Origin of the sequence: Vibrio sp. 10N.222.47.A9, from assembly GCF_963872585.1 — a bacterium.
Lineage (GTDB): Bacteria > Pseudomonadota > Gammaproteobacteria > Enterobacterales > Vibrionaceae > Vibrio > Vibrio splendidus.
In genome coordinates, this window is the sequence record NZ_CAWNBB010000043.1 from 1 (window position 1) to 25,659 (window position 25,659).

Annotated in this window: 25 protein-coding genes and 1 pseudogene; 14 read left to right on the top strand and 12 right to left on the bottom strand. The window is 43.8% G+C overall.

Annotation, left to right across the window (positions count from 1 at the left end; all coding sequences use genetic code 11):
• Nucleotides 1-1,039: 1,039 nt before the first annotated feature.
• From sbcB to purT, 5 genes are all read left to right on the top strand, one after another.
• Nucleotides 1,040-2,464, top strand: a complete 1,425-nt coding sequence (sbcB, locus tag AACT19_RS12880) for an exodeoxyribonuclease I (protein ID WP_017077981.1) — start codon at nucleotides 1,040-1,042, stop codon at nucleotides 2,462-2,464.
• Between the two features lie 25 nt (nucleotides 2,465-2,489).
• Nucleotides 2,490-2,861, top strand: a complete 372-nt coding sequence (locus AACT19_RS12885) for a CidA/LrgA family protein (protein WP_004734867.1) — start codon at nucleotides 2,490-2,492, stop codon at nucleotides 2,859-2,861.
• A 2-nt stretch (nucleotides 2,862-2,863) separates the two neighbouring features.
• The gene (locus tag AACT19_RS12890) at nucleotides 2,864-3,541 is read left to right on the top strand and encodes an LrgB family protein (RefSeq protein WP_004734865.1); all 678 of its coding nucleotides are present in this window, start codon (nucleotides 2,864-2,866) and stop codon (nucleotides 3,539-3,541) included.
• A gap of 357 nt (nucleotides 3,542-3,898) precedes the next feature.
• Nucleotides 3,899-4,786 carry a cytidine deaminase gene (gene cdd, locus AACT19_RS12895; RefSeq protein ID WP_004734864.1) on the top strand — a complete coding sequence of 296 codons (888 nt, stop codon included), beginning with the start codon at nucleotides 3,899-3,901 and terminating at the stop codon, nucleotides 4,784-4,786.
• Nucleotides 4,787-4,953: 167 nt separating this feature from the next.
• Nucleotides 4,954-6,129, top strand: a complete 1,176-nt coding sequence (gene purT / locus AACT19_RS12900; RefSeq protein WP_076646558.1) for a formate-dependent phosphoribosylglycinamide formyltransferase — start codon at nucleotides 4,954-4,956, stop codon at nucleotides 6,127-6,129.
• 129 nt (nucleotides 6,130-6,258) lie between these two features.
• Here the strand turns inward: purT and AACT19_RS12905 are convergent, their stop codons facing one another.
• Nucleotides 6,259-6,912: a thiopurine S-methyltransferase gene (locus AACT19_RS12905; RefSeq protein ID WP_076646560.1), complete on the bottom strand. Its 654-nt coding sequence runs from the start codon at nucleotides 6,910-6,912 to the stop codon at nucleotides 6,259-6,261.
• 323 nt (nucleotides 6,913-7,235) lie between these two features.
• On the opposite strand from AACT19_RS12905, the gene AACT19_RS12910 reads away from it, so the two are divergent.
• The gene (locus AACT19_RS12910; protein WP_017077978.1) at nucleotides 7,236-8,012 is read left to right on the top strand and encodes a RelA/SpoT domain-containing protein; all 777 of its coding nucleotides are present in this window, start codon (nucleotides 7,236-7,238) and stop codon (nucleotides 8,010-8,012) included.
• A 153-nt stretch (nucleotides 8,013-8,165) separates the two neighbouring features.
• Here the strand turns inward: AACT19_RS12910 and AACT19_RS12915 are convergent, their stop codons facing one another.
• The 9 genes and pseudogenes from AACT19_RS12915 to AACT19_RS12955 form a co-directional block, all read right to left on the bottom strand.
• Nucleotides 8,166-8,765 carry a c-type cytochrome gene (locus AACT19_RS12915; RefSeq protein WP_076646562.1) on the bottom strand — a complete coding sequence of 200 codons (600 nt, stop codon included), beginning with the start codon at nucleotides 8,763-8,765 and terminating at the stop codon, nucleotides 8,166-8,168.
• A complete protein-coding gene (locus AACT19_RS12920) occupies nucleotides 8,762-9,265 on the bottom strand; it encodes a cytochrome C (RefSeq protein WP_076646564.1) in 504 nt (167 codons plus the stop codon). The genes AACT19_RS12915 and AACT19_RS12920 overlap by 4 nt, the downstream gene beginning before the upstream one ends.
• Entirely contained in the window at nucleotides 9,265-10,491 is a 1,227-nt protein-coding gene (locus tag AACT19_RS12925) for a molybdopterin-dependent oxidoreductase (RefSeq protein WP_076646566.1), read from the bottom strand. The genes AACT19_RS12920 and AACT19_RS12925 overlap by 1 nt, the downstream gene beginning before the upstream one ends.
• Nucleotides 10,488-10,793, bottom strand: coding sequence for a c-type cytochrome (locus AACT19_RS12930; protein ID WP_004734857.1), 306 nt, complete (start codon nucleotides 10,791-10,793; stop codon nucleotides 10,488-10,490). Before AACT19_RS12930 ends, AACT19_RS12925 begins: the two co-directional genes overlap by 4 nt.
• A 433-nt stretch (nucleotides 10,794-11,226) precedes the next feature.
• Nucleotides 11,227-12,093 carry a DUF302 domain-containing protein gene (locus tag AACT19_RS12935; RefSeq protein WP_076646568.1) on the bottom strand — a complete coding sequence of 289 codons (867 nt, stop codon included), beginning with the start codon at nucleotides 12,091-12,093 and terminating at the stop codon, nucleotides 11,227-11,229.
• 139 nt (nucleotides 12,094-12,232) lie between these two features.
• Nucleotides 12,233-12,898 carry an NAD(P)H-binding protein gene (locus AACT19_RS12940; RefSeq protein ID WP_076646570.1) on the bottom strand — a complete coding sequence of 222 codons (666 nt, stop codon included), beginning with the start codon at nucleotides 12,896-12,898 and terminating at the stop codon, nucleotides 12,233-12,235.
• Between the two features lie 39 nt (nucleotides 12,899-12,937).
• Nucleotides 12,938-13,429, bottom strand: coding sequence for a hypothetical protein (locus AACT19_RS12945; RefSeq protein WP_076646572.1), 492 nt, complete (start codon nucleotides 13,427-13,429; stop codon nucleotides 12,938-12,940).
• Between the two features lie 446 nt (nucleotides 13,430-13,875).
• On the bottom strand, nucleotides 13,876-14,172 hold the full coding sequence (ihfA, locus tag AACT19_RS12950) for an integration host factor subunit alpha (protein ID WP_004734853.1): 297 nt from the start codon (nucleotides 14,170-14,172) through the stop codon (nucleotides 13,876-13,878).
• Between the two features lie 523 nt (nucleotides 14,173-14,695).
• Nucleotides 14,696-15,427: pseudogene (locus AACT19_RS12955) on the bottom strand (SDR family NAD(P)-dependent oxidoreductase).
• Nucleotides 15,428-15,555: 128 nt separating this feature from the next.
• Between AACT19_RS12955 and AACT19_RS12960 the strand changes: the two are divergent.
• From AACT19_RS12960 to AACT19_RS12975, 4 genes are all read left to right on the top strand, one after another.
• Nucleotides 15,556-16,314, top strand: coding sequence for a helix-turn-helix domain-containing protein (locus tag AACT19_RS12960; protein WP_076646574.1), 759 nt, complete (start codon nucleotides 15,556-15,558; stop codon nucleotides 16,312-16,314).
• A gap of 217 nt (nucleotides 16,315-16,531) precedes the next feature.
• Entirely contained in the window at nucleotides 16,532-16,987 is a 456-nt protein-coding gene (locus AACT19_RS12965) for a Fur family transcriptional regulator (RefSeq protein WP_076646576.1), read from the top strand.
• 59 nt (nucleotides 16,988-17,046) lie between these two features.
• A complete protein-coding gene (locus tag AACT19_RS12970; protein ID WP_076646578.1) occupies nucleotides 17,047-17,607 on the top strand; it encodes a carbonate dehydratase in 561 nt (186 codons plus the stop codon).
• The gene (locus AACT19_RS12975; RefSeq protein WP_076646580.1) at nucleotides 17,597-18,607 is read left to right on the top strand and encodes a CobW family GTP-binding protein; all 1,011 of its coding nucleotides are present in this window, start codon (nucleotides 17,597-17,599) and stop codon (nucleotides 18,605-18,607) included. The genes AACT19_RS12970 and AACT19_RS12975 overlap by 11 nt, the downstream gene beginning before the upstream one ends.
• Nucleotides 18,608-18,827: 220 nt before the next feature.
• On the opposite strand, the gene AACT19_RS12980 is transcribed toward AACT19_RS12975, so the two are convergent.
• Nucleotides 18,828-19,724 (bottom strand): EamA family transporter, encoded by an 897-nt coding sequence (locus tag AACT19_RS12980; protein WP_017094917.1) that lies wholly within the window; start codon nucleotides 19,722-19,724, stop codon nucleotides 18,828-18,830.
• A gap of 103 nt (nucleotides 19,725-19,827) precedes the next feature.
• Here AACT19_RS12980 and AACT19_RS12985 point away from each other — a divergent pair, with 103 nt between their 5' ends.
• Complete coding sequence (locus AACT19_RS12985; protein WP_076646582.1) at nucleotides 19,828-21,210, top strand: aminotransferase-like domain-containing protein; 1,383 nt, start codon at nucleotides 19,828-19,830, stop codon at nucleotides 21,208-21,210.
• Nucleotides 21,211-21,755: 545 nt separating this feature from the next.
• A complete protein-coding gene (locus AACT19_RS12990) occupies nucleotides 21,756-22,157 on the top strand; it encodes an ACT domain-containing protein (RefSeq protein ID WP_076646584.1) in 402 nt (133 codons plus the stop codon).
• Nucleotides 22,158-22,263: 106 nt separating this feature from the next.
• On the opposite strand, the gene AACT19_RS12995 is transcribed toward AACT19_RS12990, so the two are convergent.
• Nucleotides 22,264-24,150: a methyl-accepting chemotaxis protein gene (locus AACT19_RS12995; RefSeq protein WP_076646586.1), complete on the bottom strand. Its 1,887-nt coding sequence runs from the start codon at nucleotides 24,148-24,150 to the stop codon at nucleotides 22,264-22,266.
• A 304-nt stretch (nucleotides 24,151-24,454) separates the two neighbouring features.
• On the opposite strand from AACT19_RS12995, the gene AACT19_RS13000 reads away from it, so the two are divergent.
• Both AACT19_RS13000 and AACT19_RS13005 read left to right on the top strand, forming a co-directional pair.
• The gene (locus AACT19_RS13000; RefSeq protein WP_076646588.1) at nucleotides 24,455-25,156 is read left to right on the top strand and encodes a helix-turn-helix transcriptional regulator; all 702 of its coding nucleotides are present in this window, start codon (nucleotides 24,455-24,457) and stop codon (nucleotides 25,154-25,156) included.
• A 115-nt stretch (nucleotides 25,157-25,271) separates the two neighbouring features.
• Nucleotides 25,272-25,631 (top strand): VOC family protein, encoded by a 360-nt coding sequence (locus AACT19_RS13005; RefSeq protein ID WP_076646590.1) that lies wholly within the window; start codon nucleotides 25,272-25,274, stop codon nucleotides 25,629-25,631.
• The last annotated feature ends 28 nt before the right edge of the window (nucleotides 25,632-25,659 follow it).

The window sequence follows — 25,659 nt, forward strand, 5'->3', positions numbered from 1 at the left end:
GAATTACGCAACAAAGCCTAAAATCGGCTTTATTATTAGGGTTACCTAACAGTCAATCAAAGTTAACAATTAAGTAACAACAATCCTATTTAGAAAATATATATATTGACACTTATTTATAAAGAAATTAGGCGCAGTGAGAATAAGATCACGCAAATTGATATAAATAACACTAACAATAATAATGGTATTGAATCATTTTCACCAATTATATATAAAACTGGTTTTACACTTAATTCCTTTATTTTTGTACGTAATTATTTTTATAAAAAGACCTTAATTAGAGTAACCCTAAAATAAATAACAAGAATAAAGGACAAGAATAAACCCTTATTATATTCAGGTTAATTACTATATAGATCACCGTGTTGCAATACAGTCTCAGAAGTGAAACACACTGACAATTAAAATAAATTGTAATAAAAATGAAATATTAGAGTTTTCTTTATATCCAATTCAAACAAGGATTATAAAAAGCATTAAAAATGAGACAGACATAACGCTCCAGTTAAATTAACCCCGACAATCAAAAACACCAAAAAAACAATTAAATCTAAGGGGATTGTATTACGAAAAACACCTTGATTGGACAGAGTCTAGACAGGCAAGTGAAGCAGTTTAAACATCTGTGCTACGGATTAAACATCTGCGCTGCGGTTTAGACACAAGCACAGCAGATTAGCTACAGGTACAGCCGATTAGCCACCAGTCAAAAAACAACGAGATGTTTCTAATCACACAGCTTTAGAGTACAAGACAAACAAACTCATTCGCGGTAAACCTGAAACCCGACTCATCGCCTTACAACAGCTAAGGTGAAAAGATAGGTAAAAAAGAGGTACACAGGCAGAATTGTGACCATAGAAAAGCCACAATTGGATTCAAAACCTTCCCCACCGACTCGATTGAATAGTAAAGCACCGTTTTCCGGCAATTTATTTGTGATCTGGGTTGCACGCGTACCGCATACTATCAGATACTGAACAAAACTAACCTTCAGCCACAGTAAACGTTCCGCGCTTGCTGTTCAGGAAATTCAATGAGTTCAGATAATCAGCCGACCTACTTCTTTTTTGATTACGAAACGTGGGGCGTTAGCCCAGCAAAAGACCGTCCGAGTCAGTTTGCGGGTGTTCGTACCGACCAAGATTTCAATGTTATTGGAGAGCCTCTGGTTATCTATTGCCAACCTCCTGCTGATTACCTCCCTGCGCCTGAAGCTGCGTTGATCACCCGTATCACACCACAGAAAGCGGCTTCACAAGGTCTTCCTGAACCAGAGTTTATCGCTAAGATCCATGCTGAGTTAGCGAAACCAAACACCACAAGCCTTGGCTACAACAGTATTCGATTCGATGATGAGGTAACACGTTACACTTGTTACCGAAACTTCATCGACCCGTATGCGTGGAGCTGGCAGAACGGTAACTCACGTTGGGATCTACTCGATGTAATGCGCGCTGTTCACGCACTGCGCCCTGATGGTATCAACTGGCCACCAAATGAAGAAGGTTACCCAAGTTTCAAACTGGAACATCTATCGGTGGCAAACGGTATTGAACATGAGAACGCGCACGATGCGATGGCAGATGTTATTGCGACCATCGAACTGGCTAAGAAGTTAAAGGCCGCACAACCTAAGATGTTTGATTACCTCTACAACATGCGTCATAAGCGTAAGCTGAATGACCTGGTTGATATTGTAAACATGACACCATTGATGCACGTTTCGGGCATGTTTGGCCGTGACTGCAACTACACAAGTTGGATTGTGCCTATGGCTTGGCACCCAACCAATCAAAATGCCGTTATCGTGGTTGATTTAGCCAAAGATCCAAGCCCACTGTTAGAACTGGACGCTGATGAACTCAGAGACAGACTCTACACCAAACGCAGTGAACTGGGTGAAGACGAGCTACCCGTACCCATCAAATTGGTTCAACTGAACAAGTGCCCTATTCTTGCTCCAGCCAAAACGCTGACGGCTGAAAATGCCGAAACCATCGGTATTGATCGCCAACAATGCTTGAAGAACTTGGCACTGCTGCGCGAACACCCAGAGATCCGCGAAAAACTGATCGGCCTGTACTCACAAGAGCGAGAGTACGAAAAGAGTGATGATGTTGATACACACCTTTATGACGGTTTCTTCTCACCTGCTGATAAAACAGCGATGAACATCATTCGCGAAACTGACCCAAATAACTTGGCAGCTTTAGATATCACCTTCGGTGATGAACGTATTAAACCGTTACTGTTCCGTTACCGTGCTCGTCATTTCCCATGGACGCTCGACGAAGCTGAGCAATTGAAATGGGCGAACCATTGTCGTGAGTTTTATGAAAGCCGTTTAGAAGAGTACATGCTAAACCTTGAAAACCTCGCGCATGAACATGAAAGCGACGAGAAGAAAATGGCTATCTTGAAGGCGGTTTATCAATACGTAGAAAAGTTAGCTAGCTAATTCCATTATCAAGAGACGTAACACTTTGAAAGAAAGATTGATCCAACTGGTTTACTGCTTAATCTCCTTCACCTTAATCATAGGTGCACTTACAGCAGGTAACGCGTTACAGCACTTTTTGGATACCTCAATCCCTGGTAGTATTTTTGGCATGTTGATTCTGTTTGCCGCCATGGTGATTGGTATTGTTCCTTCGCACTGGGTACAACCCGGCGCAAGCTTGATTATCCGCCTAATGATCTTACTGTTTGTTCCGATCAGTGTTGGGTTGATGGATCACTTCGACATGCTCATCGCGAACGCATTGCCAATTATGGCGAGCGCTGTTGGTGGCACGTTGCTGGTGTTGGTGTCCTTATCATGGTTCTTAGACCGCTTGCTATCGAGAGGTAACTGATCATGTGGATTCTACTCACCATCGTGGTATTCCTGTTTGCTCGCTGGGTAAGTCAAAAAGTAAACTCACCGCTGTGTAATCCCCTGCTTATCAGCATTGGTATCATCATTCCGATACTCACGTTCTTCAAAGTACCGTTTGAGACTTACTATGCAGACAACACCTGGATTACCTACATGCTGCAGCCTGCGGTTGTTGCCCTTGCTTACCCGCTTTATGAACAGCTACCTCAAATCAGAGCCAACTGGCGCATCATCACCTTTGCTTGCACGCTAGGCAGTGTGATGTCGATGACAACGACAGCATTAATCGCAGTGGCTTTTAAAGCGGACTTAACTTTGATTGCGAGTTTATTAGGTAAGTCAGTCACCACACCAATTGCGATGGAAGTATCGAGCCATTTAGGTGGTGAAGCAGCAATTGCGGCAATACTGGTATTGATTGTTGGTCTATTTGGGGCAATTTTTGCTTATCCAATCTATAATCTCATTGGTATTAAGAGCCCTATCGCGCGTGGTTTAACCATGGGTACCGTGTCTCACGCTTTAGGTACTGCGACCTGTGCTGAAAAGAATCAGGAAGATGCTGCATTCAGTTCGTTGGCATTGGTTCTTTGTGGGGTTATCACCTCAATCATTGCACCGAGTATATTTTCGCTCGTGGTTTGGTTCTATTCTTAACCACTTTGATTACAGTTTATACGCGCTCTAATAGATGAGTTGGTAAATAGCTAAACTCACTGGTTCACGAATTTTAAGCGTTACAGATATCAATAAGCCCAAGCATAACCTGATTATTTCAGTGATAGCTTGGGCTTTTTTCTCGCAATTACTCGGCAATAGCAGTCAAATCGCGCCCTGTTTAGGCCAATAAGTGGGATATCAATGGTAGTTTTTACTCTTGCAATCGATTTCATCTGTGACCTCACTCTAATTATGCAAACCAATGTAACAACAACAACGCAGTAGTGATCAAAGTCACAGAAAATTCCTGAGCATTGCATAGAATTAAAGCCTAAGGTCAATTAAGGATTCAACATGAACAGTCGTATTACCCTGGCGCTGGAAAGTGCTCCAACAGCAATCAAAGCACTTTTGAGTGACATCGTATTAGCAGACAACTTTGACGCGACATTGTCTCCAGAACAATTTGCTAGCCTACTGCAAGCAAGTGGTTTAGCGGATGACGAGCTACGTATTGCGCTACTTCCTTTTGCCGCAGCCTATTCTTACGCTCCGTTATCTGACTTTTATGTTGGTGCAATCGTGCGTGGTTTATCTGGCACTCTGTATTTTGGTGCAAACCTTGAAATCGCTGGTGCTCAACTTGGCCAAACAGTACACGCTGAGCAATCTGCAATCAGCCACGCTTGGATGAAAGGCGAACAAGGTATCTCTGATATCACAATCAATTTCAGCCCTTGTGGTCACTGTCGTCAATTCATGAACGAACTGACCACAGCAAAAGAACTTAAAGTTCAGCTTCCACAACGTGATGAAATGTCTCTGCAAGAGTACCTACCAGACTCATTCGGCCCTGCTGATTTAGGTGTGACGACTGGCCTAATGACTAAGCTTGATCATAAACACACGACTGAAGAAACAACGCCTATTGTTGTAGAAGCGCTAGCAGCACTAAACCGCAGCCATGCTCCTTACACCAAAAACCTAAGTGGTGTTTCACTGCAATTGACGTCGGGTGAGATTTTCACCGGTGCTTACGCTGAAAACGCAGCGTTCAACCCGAGCTTACCTCCTCTACAAGTGGCGTTGATTCAACTTAAACTCGCTGGCTTCGATTTTGAACAGATTGAAAGTGCAGCGTTGGTTGAAATTGCCGAAGGTAGCATCAGTCACCTAGCGGATACGCAATCTACATTAGAAGCGATTAATCCCGACATTCCAGTGACTTACTTAGCAATCTAAGTACATCTAATTAACAAAATTTTAAATAAGCAGCCCTATTTAACGGGGCTGCTTTTTTTATGCCTGTAATTAACGCAATAACTTGCGCAAACGTTTGCTTTTATCATTGAAATAAGTATGATCACCCCGTTTTCAATCAATCGCTCAAAAGATCGGAAGGAATTTCTATGTTTGGTACTGCTACTCGTGAAAATGCTACTCGTGTACTTCTATTAGGTTCAGGTGAACTCGGCAAAGAAGTTGCTATCGAGTGCCAACGTTTAGGTTTGGAAGTTATTGCTTGTGATCGTTATGCAGATGCACCAGCAATGCAAGTTGCGCATCGTAGCCATGTATTAGACATGTTAGACGGCGATGCACTTCAAGCAGTCATTGAACTAGAAAAGCCAGATTATGTGGTTCCTGAAATTGAAGCTATTGCCACCAGCAAGTTGGTAGAGCTAGAAGCACAAGGCTTGAATGTCGTTCCCACTGCAAATGCGACCAAGCTAACGATGAACCGCGAAGGTATCCGTCGTCTAGCCGCAGAAGAACTAAAACTGAGCACTTCTCCTTACCGCTTCGCAGACACCTTTGAAGACTTCGCTGCCGCTGTTGAATTTGTCGGTATGCCTTGCGTTGTTAAGCCGGTAATGAGCTCTTCAGGTAAAGGTCAAAGCGTTATCAAAACAGAAGAAGACATTCAGAAGTCTTGGGACTACGCACAAGAAGGCGGTCGTACTGGCGCAGGTCGTGTGATCGTTGAAGGCTTCATCGACTTTGATTACGAGATCACCCTTCTAACCGTTCGCGCAGTCGACGGTGTTCACTTCTGTGCGCCTATCGGTCACCGCCAAGAAGACGGAGATTACCGTGAATCATGGCAGCCACAAGTGATGTCAGACAATGCACTTAAAGCCGCGCAATACACGGCTGAACAAGTGGTTAACGCACTAGGTGGTCACGGTATCTTTGGTGTCGAGCTGTTTGTTAAAGGCGATCACGTTATCTTCAATGAAGTATCCCCTCGCCCACACGATACTGGCTTAGTGACATTGATGTCTCAAGACTCATCTGAATTCGCACTGCACGTACGCGCCTTTACCGGTATGCCTATCAAATCCATCACGCAATACGGCCCATGTGCATCAGCGGTTATTCTTGGTCAAGGCACTTCAACCAACATTCGTTTTGAAGGTCTTACAGAGGCGCTAGACGCACCACAGACGCAAGTTCGCTTGTTTGGTAAACCTGATATCGATGGTCGCCGTCGTCTAGGTGTGGCGCTTACTCGTCGCAACAGCACTGAGACTGCGGTTGAAGATGCAATTGAGAGTGCTTCTAAAGTAAAAGTAATTTACTAACCTGCTATTCAATTCTGAACAATCACGATTTCAAACCTGAACAACAAAAAGACGGGCTATCGAGCCCGTCTTTTTGTTGGCGTTATCTTTTTTATTGAACCGGTCTTTTCGCTAGAGAGCTCACTGCGCTTAAGCGTCTGACTCAATCAAGTACACTTCTTCACTAAATCGAGACAAACCTTTTTTGGCAATCTTAGGATGTTCATCGTCTGCAATATCTTGATTCAACAATGTGATTTTGTATCCCGCGAACAACTGAGCAATCTCTAGTTTAGGTACGCTAAACGGAGGCCCTGCCATCTCGTTTTGGTCGTAATCTAGAGTCACCAGAAGGATCTTACCACCCGGTTTCAGCAGTTGTTTCAAACGCTCTACATACTGCACTCGCATCTCTTCAGGCAATGCGACTAAAGACGCGCGATCATAAATGGTATCGACAGGCTGGATTGGCGCTGAGAAGTAGTCGCCCGTGTAGATGTTCAGTTCATCGAATTGATACAGCTCGTGCTGACCACTGATTTGAGTCACAGTCGGGGTGTAAAGGTGCTCTGCAAAAAATGCGCGAACCGCAATCTGGCTGAGTTCGACACCTTGCACATCACTATGCTTTGTCGCCAACCAAATCAAATCTTCACTCTTACCACAAAGTGGAACAAACACGCTCTTCTCGTAGCTAGGCTCTGTCTTTTCCCAAAATTTAATCAGAAGTGGGTTTACATCTTCAAGGTGGAAACCAATTTGGTTGGCTGCCCATTTATTGTGCCAAAATTCAGGATTATTCATCTTTCGTTCATGTTAAACAGTCATAATGCAAGGGTACAGTATAGAGAGGTAAGAGCAACCTTAGCTTGGTTTAAAGTACCACATTGGTTTCGATAAAATCAGAAACTGGCTAAGTTCAAAGTTCTAATAATTGCGGAACTAACGGTTGGATTATTTGTCTATATCTTCACATTTTAAAGCAATATTAAACGTTAGAGTTGGTTTCTGTCTTAGCTAGCCCCATTTAATATGTAGTGAGTTTAGTTAAGCTGTTTTTACTCTTATGCGTTACTGGTTACCCCTTTTGACTACCCGTTTTTGTAACCTTGTATTTTGGAGTTTGAATGAGTGTATTTCTCCGTACGACGGCCCTAATGCTATTGGTATTGAGCCGAGCGCCTGCATTCGCAGCAGCACCTGTTTCAACAAGTTCGACTGATCAAACGCGCACTCCTGCGCAAAACCAAGTTTCATCAAACGTATTCCGTCATAGTTTGAGCGGCCTTTACGGCATCAAAGCCTTCGACTCACGCCCGACTCAGCCTTACACCGACTTCGATATTCTGTACAGCAAAGCGCATCAAGGCCAAGCTGAACTAGAAACTATCTGTAAAAGTACTGCCCTACTCACCAATTCTGAAGCGCTATTTGCTGGCGTTAAATCTCAAGCTCGTGCAGAAGAAAAAATCGCCCTTGAGCTTGATGGTGATGTGACAAAAATTACCGACTTAGCCCGTGCAACTATCATCGCGAATGATGTCGAGAGCTTGGTTGAAGTTTACGAAGCGCTAAGCCGTGAAGCAGACGTTGTTAAGCTGAAAAACAAGTTTAAATCACCAGCTGACTCTGGCTACCGTGACCTTAACTTGTTGGTTCGTTTGCCAAAGACCAACATCATTGCAGAAGTTCAACTTCACTTAAAAGCGATTGCTGATGTGAAAAGTGGCCCTGAGCACGAGCTTTACGAAATCATCCAAGGCATTGAGCGTCACGCAATTGCAGAACAACGCCCTATCAATGACATTGAAGCGGCACAAATTAATAGCCTAAGACGCCAATCTTTAGAGCTTTACCAACAAGCATGGCAACCTTACATTACCACGCACATCAAAGCGGCTTAACCACTGGCATAAACGCTTATCACAAACAAGAACGACAAAGGGCTGCATAATCTCAGCCCTTTGTTTTATTTACTGTTTTACCTATCTTTATCAACTATTTCACCTATCGAGCCTCGTAAAGATCAACTTAACCAACGTCCCAGAAAGCCTCACCTATTGGTGATAATACTCTTTAGTGCGATTGTATAAATCCAATGGCTTCAACGTGCTATAAAACGCCGCCGCGTCTTGTAAGTCTTCATCCGAAAGGTGTTTCACCACCGACTGCATGTACAAATCTTGGCGTTCATCACTTTTAAAATCACGAAGCTGCTTAAGAATATACCCAGCTTTCTGACCTTTGATGTTTGGATAAGATTGTACGAAGGGAATGATCTTGTCACCATGGCACTGACTACATAAGTTCTGTACCAACTTTTCACCTGACACTAAGCTAGGTATGTAATCTTTGGTGATTACCTTGCTATCGACAAGCTTTTCAACCTCGATTTTAGCTTCCGCTTTAAGCTTCGGTGCTGGTTCCGACTCTATCCCTAATGATTCGACTCGCGAGGCAACTTTATCTTCAGTGCTCGGCTGTTCATCAGTACACGCCGATAACGACAAAACTACTGCTGCAGCGGCTATCGCAATAGCTCTATTAGCAACAACTCTATTGGCAACAGCTCTATTAAAAACAGCTCTATTAACAACAGCTCCATTCGCAACAATTCCATTTACAAGAGAGGTTCGCTTTAATCGATTGATAATCATTGGCTCTCTCCCGGCATAGGTGGCATCAAGGCGCTATCAATAGGCTTACGACGATACTTGTTCATATCGATGCCTTTGTCTTGATAGTAGGTACTGAGGTAATCCAATACTGGATCCCAAGTATCCGACAGATCCCACAGCCCTTGAGTGTCGACCATCCATTGAATGGTTTCACGCCATTGCTCTCGGTTACCGCTATTCTGAGCAACGATTAAGCTGGTATGGCAGGCGTTACATTGCCCTTTCACTGTCTCCCAACCGGGTGCCATAATCAGACCCGACGTTTTGTCTACGCCGTAATACTCTTTCGGATTCTCCGGAACTTCATTAGCATGAACAAGCATCGACGTCAACAAGCTGCACGCCAATGCCGCTCTCATTATGCCTTTACGGTAACCGAGCTTGCTGACAGGAGTTGAGTCTGCATGAAATGAGAGGCCATCAATCAAATTGACTTGTTTCGAACGGCCATAATTAGGCTTATTGGAAATAGACAGCATCACGACACTCTTACAGCAATACGGTGACAACCATTGAACAGATAACCTTTAGGGTTCCATTGCGGTTGTACGACTGGCTGGCTATCGCCTTCACTGTCGGTTGCCTTTGCCCAGATCTCGTAATAACCAATCGTAGGAAGGTCTAAATCAGCTTCCCACTGTTGCCACGCGCCCTTATTTACTGGCTTGTTCAGCTTCGCATCATGCCAAGTAGTACCGTAATCGTAACTCACTTGCAGCTTCTCAACTGTTCTCAAGCCAGCCCAAGTATGACCACTGACTTTGACCTTCTTACCTAACGTAAACTCAGTGCCACTCTTTGGCGAAGTAATTAACGATTTAACGATCATCTCTTCAATGATTCGGAAATCTTTGTTATCCACTTTCTCACCCGGTGCGATTGGGTTCTTAGGAACTTGATAGGCAGGAGCTGCCATCTTGTGTCCATCATGGATCTTATTTCGAATACTGATACCGGTCGTGCATTTCTGAGAAACTGAAGCCGGTCGGCCGCCAAATACCGTTCGTAGCGGATAACCATGGAGATAAGGAATTGGCTCGCCATTCATTTCCCATGCAATCAGGGCGTTATCGTTCATCGCCGCTGCAATAGGAACACCACGTGAAATCGCCTCACCTTTACCACTCAAGTGCTTATCAAAGCCATGGTTACCAACGTAAACCGCATCATCTTTAATGCCACAGTCTTTAAGCACATCACTCAACAACACACCTGTCCACTGTGAACAATAGACGCCAGCATTGCTCCATTGATTGCCTTTAGTACTCGGATAAAAATTGTTACGGCTGTTACCACCACACTCCAACACAAGGCTTTGCGTGTGATGCTTAAACTTAGATTTGAGCTCAGCTATCGTGTAGGTTTTGCTCTGTTTTACCGATTCACCTTTCACTTCGAAGGTCCAAGCATCTGGGTCCATCTCCGAAAAATCTGGCATCAAGCCATTCCAACGAACAAAGGGAACATCTGCAGGAGTCACAGCAGGCGCAAGCATACTTTCTGGCGGATACGCATTCAAAGGGTTGGTATTTAAAACGGTGTAGTAATCCGGTAGATCTTCTGCGTTTGCCCACGTTAATGCATTGATGTCCAGTGCAGCTAAACCTTCAGGTCGATTCGCGGCAAATACCCACGACACCGGCAATGCAGATACTGCGGTTGCTGAAAGCGCGGCTTTAAGGAACTGTCTTCTATCTAAACTCATTGCGGTGACCCTGTGTTATTCAGTTGGTAAAAGTAATTGGCTAACTTCTTGATGTCTTCTTCTGACAATAGTTGCGCGACTTTAGACATCGTTTTGTCCTCACGCTTACCACTTTTAAAGTCAGTCAGTTGCTCAGTAAGGTAGACTTGGTTTTGCCATTTAAGGTTGGGGATAGAGGGAAATGAGGTGTCGTTGTTACTGCCATGACAAGCAATGCACATATTGGCGAGTTGCTGGTACTCCGCTGCCGAAGCGACAGTCGATAGAAAGAGTAACATCAAAGCTAAAGCGGACTTACGCAAAGCTTCTCCTTAGATTTAGATCAACGAAATAGATTAACTTGCTGTTTATTGAGCGCATTACAGCAAATTACTCGAGTAATTTAAATTCAATTAGATTTAACCTCTGTTCAGTTTCACTGAACGGATTTCAAAAACAAATAAGGCGCGTTGAATACATACTGCCTAGCTGTCCATTTTAAATGTACGGGTAATAAATGAAGACGGGCGTCGATGTATGGAGACAAGATAAGGTGCTGGGAACAAAGTTGTATGACTGAGCTGAAGTGGTAGGTATTGATCGACTGTGGAGAGTCACTAGAACAAAAGAGCTCTGCTTGACGGGCGTAAACAGAGCTCATGCGATGGTAATTGGTAAACTATAGATATAGATATAGATATACAGACTTACTGGAACCGCTTAGCAAACAAATAGCGCTTCTAGTAAAAGCAACCCCTACTTCGATACTGCTCCGCCAAGGGTTTTGCTTAATCGAAAGTTAATGATCTTTTGAGATATTGCGTTATCGCCGTAATGCAGTTCCGACATATCGACAATGTCGTTATAGAGCACAATCGCCTTGCCCTCTTGCTCGATAACAAGAACCTTTTGACCAAAAGCATCTAAACCAATACTAGGAAAATCAGTCATTGCGGTCGCGCCAGGCGCTGGCCCTCCAAACACCAACAAAGTTGCTTTAGGAAGCGATTCTCCAATCGATTCGGCCCGAGCTTTGTAGTCCCAATTCATAAACCAAACCGTGTCATCTTGTTCAAGAACATCTCGCTTAATGTTCTTTAACGTCGTCTCAAAGTCATAATCAGATTCAAGCGCTTCAATGCCATACCCTTGCTCTAAGGTGTCACTATTAACCGCAGAAGCGTTATCTAGCCCACGAACAAGCTGTTCAATCTGCAATTGGTATTGTGTAAGCGTGGCATCATCTGTGATCCCATGTCTTTTTCGAATAAACTCTGCGTCTGTGTAGACCGTTTTTTGAATCCCGCCTTCCATGTAGTTTAAAACTCGAAAAGGCAGATCGAGTCCTACTTCCGGGTTGAGTTTTAATAATGCGGTATTAAGAGCGTCATTGGTGTAGAAATCCACACGACTTGGAGCCAAATACTCTCCTGCTTGTTCCGCTAAACGAGAATGGTCGATAGTCAGCACATGATCCAAACTTTGCCCTTGCGCATTAGCTTCGACGGTCAAAGCATTCTGATCGACGGCTTGTAGGTCAGAGACATAAGCAATGGGATCGACTGTTGACTCACACCCCATCAAAGGTAACGCCAGCAACATCATTAAAGAACGATTTTTCATTGATAACCTCTTAATTTTTAACCACATGCCCAACAAAGCTATGCCTATACCTATACCTATACCTATACCTATACAGTATCAGTATCAGTATCAGTATCAGTATCAGTATCAGTATCAGTAGAGTGAACGCAGATTCACGCTAAGAAATGAGCTGATTCATCGCAACCGAGTTCAATCTTTCAACCTGATTGGAATGAGGCATCATCGATATCGTCAAAATGCTTTGAGCAATAACAGACGACTCAATCGGGACATATTTACTTAGATTGCCGATCATTAGCGGCTTAACAATTTTCAATAAACCTTGCAGAAATTTTTCATCCGTTCTTTTCTCATCACGGTCGCCCGCTAAAGGCCCGGGATGTAAAAAAGTCGTTTGTTCGAAACCCAGAGATTCGACCTTTGCTTCCATTTCACCTTTGCAACGAAGGTAATGGGAACGAGCGTTAATATCCGCTCCAAGGCATGACACAACAATGATGTGACCTACGCCAAGCTGCTGCATTTTCTCAGCGGTCGCTGTGACTAAATTGACATCAATTTCGCGCAGTTTTTCTTTCGTGCCAGCTTTCTTAATCGTGCTACCCAAAGCAATGATGCCAATCTCAGGCGGTTGATCCATTGTGATGTCTGGAGAGACTGATAGCGCTTCGTCAATCACTTGAGTCAACTTAGAACCTTCAACAGCCAATCGATGTCGAGACAATGCATAAACGCGATTTACCTCATCACTTTTAAGCAGTGCAGCAAGCGTTTCTTTACCGACTAGGCCACTAGCACCAGCAATAATTATTGATTTGTTCATATTGGTCTCACCATTTAGTCGATTAACACTTACTGTGTACTATTTAATTTCTTCAAGCTTTGCGTTAGGTATGATGCTTTCGATGGAAATGTACTGCTCAACATCGAGTAACAAGAAACAGCCATAAGCCAAACCACTCCAACCTAAGATCGACAACGTCAGCATGGCGAACGTCTTTCTCCAATCTTGATTCAGCCGCTTCGAAACAAAGGTGTAGCTTGGAATTCCCACCAGAACAGGGGCTAAAACAGCCATCGTGAGTTGACCGTATTTATTCCATCGCTTCATAAAGCGTCTCAGCTTGGGCTTAAAAGCAACGGTTTTGTGCCGATTAAAAATGCTCGAATAAACTGGCGCGACCTTCCACCCAACGTAAGCTGCCAGCAATGCGGGAAGTAGATTAAATAATAGCATTTCAGGGTATGAATATGACATGAGCGCTGCCAGAGCAGGCCCTGAATACGTTTTCCAAAGACTCAATAGCGCCATTGAAAACCCAATGAATAGATAACTTTCCAATGCTAGTGTCATAGATGCGATTCTCTCTTTGAACTGCCTGTTTGAAAGGCTCTGTGCAGAAATGCGCTGATTTTCAGTCACCCTTTCATTCTGTACTGCTGACACAATAAACAAAACAAACCGATCGGTCTAGTGTTTTTTTGAATCTGTTTACATTGAGCTCCTAGTACAAGCATAAGAAGCAAACTAGACAATTGGGTGAACTTTAAAAGTATATGGTGCAAATTAAGTTATGACAGAAGCAGAAATACATCAGTCGTAAGCAGTGGGATTGAGAGAACCAACCGTGAAATCAACGAATCTTAAGAGATGGGCATAATGATGGTGAATGGTGAATCTAGGATTGGGTTTGGAATTTGGAATTTGGAATTTGGAAGCTTAAGGCCGTTAGAAATTGAATGGGTGTTTTCCTTGGGATAGATACAAAAAGACCACGCTAGGCGTGGTCTATTGCTTGGCTACTTCTCGATTTTAATATTCTCGACTCGGGCCTTTAGTTTTTGTCCCGGTCTAAAAGTAACAACACGTCGAGCAGAAATTGGAATGTCTTCACCAGTTTTCGGATTACGACCAGGTCGCTCGTTTTTCTCACGAAGATCAAAGTTACCAAAACCAGACAGTTTTACCTGTTCGCCATTTTCAAGTGCCTTACGAACTTCTTCGAAAAACACTTCAACCGTTTCCTTGGCATCCCGCTTGCTGTATCCGAGTGTTTCAAACAGGTTCTCAGCCAAATCGGCTTTAGTGAGTGCCATAAAACTTTCCTCAAAGCTATGTTATACATTGCTACCATCGCCAGTAGCGCCAAAGCATTTACCCTATTCAATCAATGAGATAAGGTCGTTTACAAGGAAAGTGTATGCCAAGCTTCTGATTTTCGCCAACTTTTTTATCTCAACTATTTAATTATTCTTTCAAATCAGAAAGATAAGTCGCTTGTAAAGTCACATATATGGCTAAAAAACATCTACCTAACCACCATCAAATAGAACAACACTCCTATTAATTGACTAAAAATAGAATTTAATACTTTAGAGACCTAAATGATAATTTTTGAGACTTTTCTCCGATACCCAATAAAATCAGCCACTTGATTTGATATCGAACTCAACAGAGGTTATTAAATAAGCGTTATTAAATATGAGATTTGTATCATTTCAGCATTTAATTCGAATTAGCCTGGATAAAACCTTACTGAGTTACGCTTCCCACGGAGTTACTTGTTTAGAAGTTAACATAATAAAGCTCACCTCTGCATAAACAACCTAGCCGATACAGCTAGTATTGAACATGGCTGGTCGATGCTCCATCTACGTACCAGTTTGCCCCAGAAACAAAACTCGCAGCAGGACTAGAAATAAAGGTCACCACGTTGGCAACTTCATCAGGGTTTGCTAATCAACCCATTGGGTTTCTTTCGAGGACTTTCTGGAAGGTCTCAGGCTCTTCACGCTTACACTTACCCCAAAGGCCGTCAGCAATATAAGTATCTCCAGGTGAAACGGTATTAACCCGTACCTTACGGACGTAGGTCAAAGCCAGAGATTTCATGTAATGGGCTAGTGCGGCCTTCCCTGCCCCATAAGCATTCGCGTGACAAGCGGTATATCCGCTCGCTTTCGATCCAATATAGGTTATTGCTGCGTAATCCGATTCAAGCAATTTGGGTAAAACCAACGTAATGGCATGCTGCGTTGCACTAATGTCCTTTTGCAGTACATCTTCCCACTCATCAGAAAGTGCACTCACGTTAGGAACAAAAACATCTATGCGAGGAATAGACGCAATCCAAGCTTTCATTTGAGCCGGATCATGGGCGTCAACGACCTTGCCAACAACTCGCTCCGCCGTGTTTCCGAGCAGCTCATACAACCTGTCGATTCGATGTTGAGAACGACCACAAAACCAAATGTTCGCTCCTTCGTTGGCAAACCCTTCCACTATTTTCGCCCCAATTCCGCTCGAGCCCCCTGTAACAACAACATTGATATTATCTAATCCCAAATCCATCGTAATCTCTCAAAGTAGTATTAACCATCTAAATTAGTATCGTTAATAGCCCCTTCCTATTCAAAAAAAATAACAAAAGCGACACTATGTGATACCCTGAGGATATAAATAAGTAACAGGATAAAGTGATGGATACGCTCAACCGAGAAATTTGTAGCGCTATAAAACGGCATTTAAAAAAGACAGGCATCTCTTATAAAGAGGTTTCAGAGTTCACTGAAATGTCTGAAGTGAGTATCAAACGGCTTCTTAATGGCCACCAATCGCTTTCCATTCTAAAGTTACAAAAGATATGCGAATTAATTCAACGCCCTCTATCCGCAATTCTCTCTGAGGCAGAAGAATCATTGGCCTCAACCTCACTATTTACTGATGAACAAGATGCGGCCTTTTGTGAAGAGCCTGCGTTGTTTACTATTTTTCAAGAGATCGTTAATGAAGGGACAAATGCTCAACAGTTAATGGCTCGTTTTGACTTAAACAAACCTTCACTGCATATCTACCTAAGAAAGCTTGAACAGCTAAAACTGATTGCGATGTTATTCGACTTAAAGTTCCATGTCATTGTGCCTTCAAATACGGCTTTCTCTGAACACGCTCGATTTAGCGCGACGTTCAAGAATCAAGTCATCGATGCACTGAAACAAGCGGTGCAATATATTAGTGCTGACAACAAACAAGCGTACTTTATTACGACCAAATTTAGGCTGACCGAAGAAGAATTTAAAGACTACAACCTTAAACTTGAAAAATTAATGTTAAAGACCGTAAAACTCAGCCAATCACGCAGTCGAATGACCGAAGGGTTAAACGACTATGCCATTGTCGATATGGGTGCCAAGGGTATTTTCCACCCAACACTCAAAAAGCCAGTAAACTTGGTTTAGGAACAGCTCAACACGCTTATTATCCCGCAGTAATCTCTTCCCTATTACTGCTTGGTGAACCTCCCCACCGCGTACCTAAGCCAGAATATATCGAACACCCTGAGTAGTACCCCTAAACAACGACAAAGCAAAAAGTTTTTTTCCGTAACTAGTTTGTTTTCCACAATCAATTGTTATGTTATAACATCTCTATATTATCACTAATTTTGTGGATTGAATGAGAGACATCGAAGCGATCATCGAGCACGTAAAACAAGGCTGTAAAACTAACGGAAAACAGTTTACCGCTAAAAGACTGTTGATACTGCGTGCACTGGTTCATGCCGACAGAGCGCTGTCTGCGTATGAACTCGTTGAATATTGTAAGGAACACTTTGATCAACACGTTCAAGCGATGTCGGTTTATCGAGTGTTGGAGTTTCTTGAAGAGCAGCACTTAGCGCACAAACTGCAAGTCTCTAATAAGTACATACTTTGCGACCATATCCTTTGCGAGCATGAGCACGGCATTCCGCAGTTTTTGATTTGCTCTAAGTGCGAAAAAATCAGCGAGCAAACCATCGCCCCTTCCATCATTCGCGATCTTCAATCTCACGCAAAACAAGAAGGCTTTACTGTAACAAGCCCGCAGTTAGAGATTAGCTGCGTATGCGATGAATGCGTCGATACATAAATATTCCGCTCCATCAATGGTGGTAGGCCCAGCGGACTAAAAAAATAAAAGAGCTCAATATGTTAAGAAGAAACCCTAGCGGCCATATGCCGAACGTATCGGAAACCGCCTTCATTGACCCGACCGCTATCATCTGCGGTAAAGTCATCATTGAAGATAACGTGTTTATCGGCCCCTACGCCGTCATTCGTGCCGACGAGGTTAACGAACAAGGTGACATGGAAGCGATTGTGATTAAGCGCGACACCAATATTCAAGATGGTGTGGTTATTCACTCTAAAGCAGGAGCAGCGGTTACCATCGGAGAACGCTCTTCTATCGCTCACCGCTCCATCATTCATGGTCCTTGTGAAGTCTGTGACGATGTCTTTATTGGCTTCAACTCGGTGGTATTTAATGCTGTGATTGGTAAAGGTTGCGTGATTCGCCACAACTGTGTGGTAGATGGGCTCGATTTACCGGAAAGCTTCCATGTGCCACCAATGACCAGTATAGGCTCAGGGTTTGATTTAAATAGCATCTCCAAAGTACCGCCTGAATACTCTGCATTTTCAGAGTCTGTAGTTTCAGCCAACCACACCCTAGTTCAAGGCTATAGGAGAATTGCCAATGAGCTCTGATAAGTCACCAATGTTAGGCATTCCTACCAACATTATTACCGGGTTCCTGGGAGTAGGAAAAACCTCTGCGATTCTCAACTTAATGAAGAACAAGCCAGTAAATGAACGCTGGGCTGTGTTAGTGAATGAGTTTGGAGAAATCGGCGTTGATGGCAGCTTGATTCAAAGTAACCAGACCACACAACAAGTGTTCATTCGTGAAGTACCCGGTGGTTGCATGTGTTGTGCGGCAGGTTTACCGATGCAAATCGCACTCAATCAACTGCTTACCGAAGCCAAACCCGATCGCTTGTTAATCGAACCAACAGGGCTTGGGCACCCTAAAGAAGTGCTGCAAGTTTTGTCTTCTGAGCACTACCGTAACGTCCTGTCACTACAGAAGAACGTCACCTTAGTCGATGCGCGTAAGCTCTCTGATTTTCGCTACTCAAATCACGATACCTTCAATCAGCAAATCTCTATTGCCGATACGGTGGTTGGTAACAAGGTCGACTTATATCAAGATGGCGACGCCGAAGCACTGGCTGATTACGTCACCGAGATTTGTCACCCGAATACCAAATTGGTCTTCGCTCGCCATGGAAAGATCCCTTTTGAAGAGTTCGAAGGAGACACTAGTTTCTTCAGTCAACAAGCGCACCACCATCATCAACACCACGCCCACAAACAAGAAAAGCCGCTCGCTTCAGAATTACCGATGCCAGAAAGCGGCATGATCAAAGCGACCAACCAAGGTGAAGGTTTTGAAAGCGTTGGTTGGCGATTCTCAGCAGAGAAATTGTTTGACCACCAGCGTTTGAGACACTTTTTAGTTGGATTAAAAGCAGAGCGAATGAAAGCGGTATTCATTACCCCAAGTGGTATCTTCGGCTACAACTTAACAGAAGATGGTTTGACGGAATCAGAGCTCGATGAGTGTGCCGAAACCAGAATTGAAGTGATCGGGCACCAAATAGATGAAGACCTAGAGTGCCAATTACTCAAGTGTATGGTTACTTGATCGCTTAGTTACCTGATCGCTTAGTGACTTGATCGCTTAGTTAATAGAGTTCTTAATTAAGAGCTAGTTAATTGAGAGCAAGTGAATAGAGTGCTGTTAATTGATTCTTTAAGTAATTTCACTTCTTCGACATAGAGTAAGACCTCGCAAGTGCGAGGCCTTATTTTTATTCAAAGCATTTGAACTCTATCCGTTTCATTGAATGCTGCCCGCTCATCAATCACTTTTGCTCGGCAAGTGTTTGTGTCGCTTTGGTATTCGATGCCTTAGCAGGCTTCACAATCAAACCGATACCGACGAGAAACAATATAGATGCAACAACTTGAGCGACTGACAGCACCTCGTCATACATAAAGTAACCACTGATCAATGCGAATATTGGCACTAGCAAGGTTAACGGCGCTGTCGTGCTTAACGGGTATTGGATTAATAACTTATTCCACACCCAATAACCAAATAGCGTGGTTGGATAAGCCTGAAACAGCACCGCAATCGTCGTGTTCCAATCCCATTGTTCAATACCCTGCCAGATAATTTGGTCACCGTGTAACATCACGGCAAACAACACCAATGGCACCGGAGCAAACAGCATCCCCCACACATTAAATGCAAAAGCCTGAGTGGTTTTAGATGCTTTAACAATCACGCCCATCAAGGTCCAGCTGCATGCCGCTATCATAATCAAGATAACACCTTTGAGTGTCACGTTACCCGTTGCTGCGGAAACCAACACCGCTAACGCACACATGGCTAGCATCGCACCCATTAATTTACGAACGGAAGCACTCTCCTTGAACACCCACACGCCAACCGCCATGCCGATTAATACGTTGGTTGAAAGCAAGACCGATGAAAGCCCCGAAGACAAACCCGCAGTAATCGACCATGAAGCCATACCCCAAATTCCCACACCGAACACAAAGCCATAACTGACTAAGTAGCGCCAAGCGACATTAGGTCTCGCCACAAAAAATATCACCGGAATCACCGCTAGCGAAAAACGCGCAGCAGTGGCCAATAATGGATGAACGTTGGTCACACCCATCTTGATCATCGAGAAATTGAACCCCCAAATTGCCATAACGAATACCGCTAACAACAAATCATTTCTTTTCATACTCACCCCTCCTTTGTTTTGAATGAGTATCCCTTGAACAACAAAACCAGTACAGATACAATTTTCATAATAAAAACCAGTACAGTCCATAACGGTCGTGACAATGAGCATCTACAGAAAGCTAGCCAATCAATTTATCGATGAAATAGAAACAGGCAAAAGACCGGAAGGCGGACGCATGCCTTCGCTGCGTCAATTGGCCAAGCAACAGGCGATCAGCATGTCGACCGTGGTGAGCTGCTACCAAGAACTGGAATCACAAGGTTGGATCCATTCTCGACCGCAAGCGGGATATTTTGTTTCTCCTCATAAACCTGCTCACTCAACCCCAGAGTGGGCACAGTTTGAGAGTAAGGTGTCGAGCGTCAAGCAAAACTCATCGACTCACAACTCAATCAATGGATCTTTAGGGGTCTCAAGCACCACCAATGACCAACAGTCGGTCGTTGAACTGGAACGTAGTTTTCGCCGCGCTATTAGGCGTATGAGCAGCAGGCTAAACCATTACCCAGATACACAAGGTGAGCCAATGTTACGTCAGGCATTATCCACTCACTTTGCCAAGCTCGATGTACACTTTTCACCTGAAGAGATGGTGATTACGGCAGGCTGTATGTCAGCGATTAAGGCTGCGCTTGAATCGTGTACCAAACAAGGCGATACCATCGCTATTAGCTCGCCATGTTTCAACGGTATTCTGGAATTGCTCGGACAAATGTCGCGAAAAATCATCGAGATCCCGTCTCTAGATGATGGTGTCGACTTGCAACAACTGGAAGCGCATTTGAAGAATAAACGAGTGGATGCCGCGATCTTTTGTACCTCTCATATGAACCCTCAAGGGATCAATATGTCAGCCACTCAAAAGCAGAAACTGGCTGAACTAGCGAATCACTATCGAGTGCCGATCATTGAAGATGATGTGTATCTGGAACTGTCCTACTCCTCACACACGCCGCTGCCAGCAAAATACTATGACAAAGGCGGCTATGTATTATGGTGTGGATCGGTATCGAAGAGCCTGTCACCGAGCTACCGATTAGGATGGTGCTTACCGGGTAGGTTTATCAACGAATACAAGGCTCAGTTTTCTGCAGCAAGCTATGGCGTTGCCCTGCCGACTCAGCTTGCGGTTGCTGACTTTATCGAATCTGGTCAATACGCAAAACACGTTCGAAGAAGGTGTGCTCAAATCCTTTCATTACGCCAGCAATACCTAAGCTATTTAGCTCAGCATATTCCTCAAGATGTGAAGATAAGTAACCCACAAGGTGGCATGGTGCTTTGGCTGCAAATACCCAACTTGAACCAATCAACCTTTGCTCAGGCAGTTGCTGACCAGAACATTGATATCAGGCTTGGGCACCTGTTCAGCACTCTCGACCTTTACAGCAATTGCTTACGCATCAATATTGGTTACTCGTTAGAGGGGAAAGCCAAGCAGCAATTGGACGACTTAATAGAACTGATTCACATTCATAGGTAATACGTGCTAGTTCATAGCTAATACGTGCTGGTTAATAAACAAAGCTAGCACACCGTAGCTTTTCATAATCGACAAACAAAAAAAGAGCCCCTAAATAGGCGCTCTTTTCGTTTTTTGATACTTCCTGTATCCATAGACAAGTCCAATCTGTAGTACTTTCACTGAAAGCCAGATCATCGATATCTCCAGTTGTGTATCAACTTAAATCTAGCACACAATCTTCAAGCTTTTCTGAGACACAACCGAGATAATGAACTTAGTGCCACTCCATCTCACCACTTAGCACTTTGGCACCCAGTTCTAGATCGCCTTCTGTTGCCTTGAGTTGTGGGTATGCTTTCTTCATGTAATCACTGATATCAACAGACGTTGGATTGCTTGTACTTACCAGTGCGTTTTCAATATCTGCAAGATGCGCGCAAGCTCGACATTAGCAATACTGATGTGGAATAAGTATTATTAATTTTACTTATGCAGAGCTAAATTCTATCTTGGCTGCATTATCCAACTCCATAAACAAACGCTATTACACAGGGAAAAACACGATGACTGCCATTACCGATTTAGACATTTTGTTAAAGTCCATGTCACCAGAGCTCATTGAAGGTGATTATGTTTTTTGTACTGTAGACGGGGGATTGGCAGATTATGTTCAACTCCACCCAATAGCGACCTTTCGTGAAAAAGAAGGCTTAACACTGGTTCTGAAAGAAGAAGTTGCGGCCAAAGCTCAGCTAGACTTCGACGGTGTATTTGGCCTGATAACTTTATCGGTACATTCGAGCCTCGAGGCGGTTGGATTAACAGCGGCCTTTGCCACCAAGCTTGGTTCTTACGGCATTAGCGCCAACGTGATTGCTGGCTTTTATCACGACCATATCTTCGTTCAGAAAGACAAAGCTGAAGCCGCAATGAGTGCGCTTAGAGAATTTTCAGAAGCGGATTAGTAAAGAATTCTATTGTTCACAGACACAAAAAAAGCGACGTAATCTACGTCGCTTTGGCTTATTGCTTACTGTTCATTCACTGATCAGGCATCAGTTAATGAAACAGTTAAGCAAGCTTAAAAGTCGCCACTTTATCACTTAAACCCGCGGCTTGGCTCTTAAGTTCGTTCGACTCAGTTAAGCTGTCCTGTGCGCCCACAACTAGGTGGTCGGTAACATCTTTAATGGTCGTAATGTTCTGGGTAATTTCACCCGTCACATGTGTTTGCTCTTCAGCAGCCGTCGCGATTTGAGTCGCCATATCGCTGATCAAAGCAACGGCAGTATTGATCTCTTCAAGTGCATGCGAAGCTCTGTCTGCATCTTCTACTGAGTGTATCGCCAGTTTAGAACTGCTCTCCATCAGCTCAACCGCTTGCGCCGTTGTACGCTGCAGGATATCAATTGTTGATTTGATCTCTTCCGTTGAAGAGTGGGTACGCTGTGAAAGCACACGTACTTCATCCGCGACCACAGCAAAGCCACGACCTTGTTCGCCAGCACGAGCCGCTTCAATCGCCGCATTCAAAGCAAGCAAGTTGGTTTGCTCAGCAATACCTTGAATCGTTGCGAGTACGGTCGAGATCTCTTGAGCGTGCTTGTTAAGTTCGCTGATCACGTTACCCGCTTCGTTCACTTCATTGGCTAGGTTATTGATAGAACCTTTAGTATCGACGACCAGAGCGTGACCACTGTTAGTGCTTGTCGCTGAGTCTTGTGCCGCTTTTGCTGTTTGCTCGGCATGCGATGCAATCTCTTGAGTTGCACAGGCCATTTCCGTTACAGCCGTTGCCACCATTGTGATCTCTTGCTGTTGATGGTTAAGCTCATCCACAGAACGGTTCGCACGTTGAGTACTTTGCTCTGACTGGCTATTTAGCTGTTCTGACTGCCCACGGATATGGCCAATCAACTGCTGTAAGCTTCCAACAAAGGTATTGAAGTTATGAGCCAACTCGCCCACTTCATCTTGGTTTTCTACATGAATACGTTGAGTCAAATCACCGCTACCATTCGCGATTTGCGCCAAGGCTTGAGATACGTGGTTCAACGGACGGAATAGAATAGTACACAAAAGGTTAAACAGTATGGTACATACAATAACGACCAGCAGTGTCGCCAAAACTTGACCAATGACTGCATCAAATAACGGTGCAACCAGAGAGTCATGATTAACAACACTCACTGTAATCAGGCTCGTTCCGTCAATAGCACGTGCGTACAGAACATAGTCGCTGCCATTCAGCTCGATAGAAGTGTTTTTACCGCTAGTCAGAGCCTTTTGTACATCGGAGAAATTTAACCCAAGTGAACTGATATTCTTGTTCAGTAACTTAGTGTCAGGGTGCGTATAAACCGTGCCTTTGTTGGTCGCGATGAACATGTAACCTTCACCTGGAAGAATCACCTGCTCTAGACTGTTTAAGATGTCTGTAATTTCTACATCAGCACCCAACACAACCTGTTGCCCATGCAGTTGCATTGCTGTTCCTAATGAAACAACGTTCGCCCCAGTTGCTGCAGCAACCGTTGGGTTATCCATGAACACCTTGCTTGGGTTCGCAACCGCATTGGTGTACCAACCCCATAAACGGGGATCATCATTGCCCGGCGGCAGTACTACTCCGTTCGCGTTCTTTTGCGAACCATCAGGAAATGCCAAGAAGACATTATCAAAAGAGGCTGAGTCACGAACCTGTTTTAGATGAGTCACCAAGCTTTCTTGTTTGGACTCTTTCGACAGAGAAGTGAGCGCACGCTCTTTGGATAAGATCCAATCTGACACGTATTGGTTGTAAGAAGCGGACGCCCCTTCCAAACGCTGTTCAACTTCTGTATCCAATCGTTGCAATGATGCACGAAATGAAAGTGCTTCAACCAAAATCCCCCCCAGGATGATGGCCATACTGGCAGAGATCGCCAGCTTATTCTTAAGCGAGAGTTTCTTTAACATAGAAAACCTATAATTTTTGTATAAATAACCGTGGGTAACAGAACCGTTCCCATGCGGTAGCAAGATAATATATTTTACACATTAAAATAAATAATAGAACGGGCTAACTTATTGTATTATCGATATATGTGAACCAATAGCAGATCCAGATCAATTCACAATCGAAAGAATGATATACGTTAAGTTACGCCATCAAAGTCCAAACAAAAATGCCGAGCCTTTTGCTTCATTTGTAACAATCCAAATAGCGTCCACATCACCAATGCATTAACCTTACAACTCGTTATGTCATTGGAGTTTTTCTATGTCCCGAAGCCAACGCCTCTTTGACCTGCTCCAACAATTACGTTGCCATAAATACCCAGTTACTGCCGACTACTTGGCTAGCGAGCTCAATGTAAGTACTCGCACCATTTATCGCGATATCGTGACGCTGCAAGCTCAAGGTGCTGAAATTGATGGTGAAGCAGGAGTTGGCTATCAGTTAAAACCGACCTTCACTCTCCCTCCGATGATGTTTTCAATGGGAGAATTGGAAGCATTAAGGCTTGGTGCTGAATGGATAGCCAAGCAAGCCAATGGTGAATTCAGTGAATCGGCTAGAAATGCCATTGCCAAGATTTCTGCGGTGTTACCTGCCAACCATCAAGCCAAACGCAGTGAAGATATTGTGCGTGTTCCTTCAATCATTGAAGTCGAAGAGTTATCCATCGAACTGTCAGATATCAAGTTAGCGATTAAGCAACAGAACAAAGCCGAGATTCATTACACAGACGCAAAAGCTAATGTGAGTTCAAGAATCGTTTGGCCAATGTTGATTGGCTTATTCGAACAGCACTATGTTTTGGTTGCTTGGTGTGAAGTACGAAGTGCGTATCGTAACTTCAGGCTCGACAGGATTACCGAATGGACAATACTTGAGGGAAAGTACCAGCGTACGCGTCATGACTTGATCAAAGATTGGCAGAACATGGAAGGCATTGCGGATAAAGTGATTCGCTACTGACAAAAACTGTCACAGGGTTTCGATACATTGCTGTGGTCCCAAATCGGGCTCAACGCAAAAGCCGAGTTAACTGAAACCAACACGGCAAATCCAATTGAACAGTTCAGGAGCTATTATGTTTACCATTGATTCATTTGTTCTTTATGTTGCAGACATTCATCGCAGCATGGACTTTTATGCCAAAGCATTTGATTGTGAGCCAAAGCTCCTATCGCCAACCTTTGCTGCCCTAGACTTTGCAGACAACGTTAAAATCACACTCAAGCAGGCTGACGTTCTAACACCAGCAAGTAACATCAAGGGTGGCGGCACTGAGCTCTCCATGCCTGTTGCTGATAAAGAGACACTGGAAAACCTCTATAAAGCGTGGAAAGAGAAAGGCATTCAGGTTGAACAAGAACCAGAAAAGTCGGTTTATGGCATCAACTTCCTTGCTGTTGATCCAGACGGACACCGTATCCGCGTCTTCGCTTAAACCAATAAGAGAAAGCTGCACTTAACCG

Bases quoted from the DNA above. Each gene is read 5' to 3' on its own strand.
- sbcB (WP_017077981.1), top strand. From the start codon at position 1,040: ATGAGTTCAGATAATCAGCCGACCTACTTCTTTTTTGATTACGAAACG.
- AACT19_RS12960 (WP_076646574.1), top strand. From the start codon at position 15,556: ATGGATACGCTCAACCGAGAAATTTGTAGCGCTATAAAACGGCATTTA.
- AACT19_RS12905 (WP_076646560.1), bottom strand. From the start codon at position 6,912: ATGAATAATCCTGAATTTTGGCACAATAAATGGGCAGCCAACCAAATT.
- AACT19_RS12990 (WP_076646584.1), top strand. From the start codon at position 21,756: ATGACTGCCATTACCGATTTAGACATTTTGTTAAAGTCCATGTCACCA.
- AACT19_RS12965 (WP_076646576.1), top strand. From the start codon at position 16,532: ATGAGAGACATCGAAGCGATCATCGAGCACGTAAAACAAGGCTGTAAA.
- AACT19_RS12890 (WP_004734865.1), top strand. From the start codon at position 2,864: ATGTGGATTCTACTCACCATCGTGGTATTCCTGTTTGCTCGCTGGGTA.
- AACT19_RS12940 (WP_076646570.1), bottom strand. From the start codon at position 12,898: ATGAACAAATCAATAATTATTGCTGGTGCTAGTGGCCTAGTCGGTAAA.
- AACT19_RS12985 (WP_076646582.1), top strand. From the start codon at position 19,828: ATGAGCATCTACAGAAAGCTAGCCAATCAATTTATCGATGAAATAGAA.
- ihfA (WP_004734853.1), bottom strand. From the start codon at position 14,172: ATGGCACTCACTAAAGCCGATTTGGCTGAGAACCTGTTTGAAACACTC.
- AACT19_RS13000 (WP_076646588.1), top strand. From the start codon at position 24,455: ATGTCCCGAAGCCAACGCCTCTTTGACCTGCTCCAACAATTACGTTGC.
- AACT19_RS12945 (WP_076646572.1), bottom strand. From the start codon at position 13,429: ATGACACTAGCATTGGAAAGTTATCTATTCATTGGGTTTTCAATGGCG.
- AACT19_RS12910 (WP_017077978.1), top strand. From the start codon at position 7,236: ATGAGTGTATTTCTCCGTACGACGGCCCTAATGCTATTGGTATTGAGC.
- AACT19_RS13005 (WP_076646590.1), top strand. From the start codon at position 25,272: ATGTTTACCATTGATTCATTTGTTCTTTATGTTGCAGACATTCATCGC.
- AACT19_RS12925 (WP_076646566.1), bottom strand. From the start codon at position 10,491: ATGAGTTTAGATAGAAGACAGTTCCTTAAAGCCGCGCTTTCAGCAACC.
- AACT19_RS12975 (WP_076646580.1), top strand. From the start codon at position 17,597: ATGAGCTCTGATAAGTCACCAATGTTAGGCATTCCTACCAACATTATT.
- AACT19_RS12995 (WP_076646586.1), bottom strand. From the start codon at position 24,150: ATGTTAAAGAAACTCTCGCTTAAGAATAAGCTGGCGATCTCTGCCAGT.
- AACT19_RS12915 (WP_076646562.1), bottom strand. From the start codon at position 8,765: ATGATTATCAATCGATTAAAGCGAACCTCTCTTGTAAATGGAATTGTT.
- AACT19_RS12935 (WP_076646568.1), bottom strand. From the start codon at position 12,093: ATGAAAAATCGTTCTTTAATGATGTTGCTGGCGTTACCTTTGATGGGG.
- AACT19_RS12970 (WP_076646578.1), top strand. From the start codon at position 17,047: ATGTTAAGAAGAAACCCTAGCGGCCATATGCCGAACGTATCGGAAACC.
- AACT19_RS12980 (WP_017094917.1), bottom strand. From the start codon at position 19,724: ATGAAAAGAAATGATTTGTTGTTAGCGGTATTCGTTATGGCAATTTGG.
- cdd (WP_004734864.1), top strand. From the start codon at position 3,899: ATGAACAGTCGTATTACCCTGGCGCTGGAAAGTGCTCCAACAGCAATC.
- AACT19_RS12920 (WP_076646564.1), bottom strand. From the start codon at position 9,265: ATGCTGTCTATTTCCAATAAGCCTAATTATGGCCGTTCGAAACAAGTC.
- purT (WP_076646558.1), top strand. From the start codon at position 4,954: ATGTTTGGTACTGCTACTCGTGAAAATGCTACTCGTGTACTTCTATTA.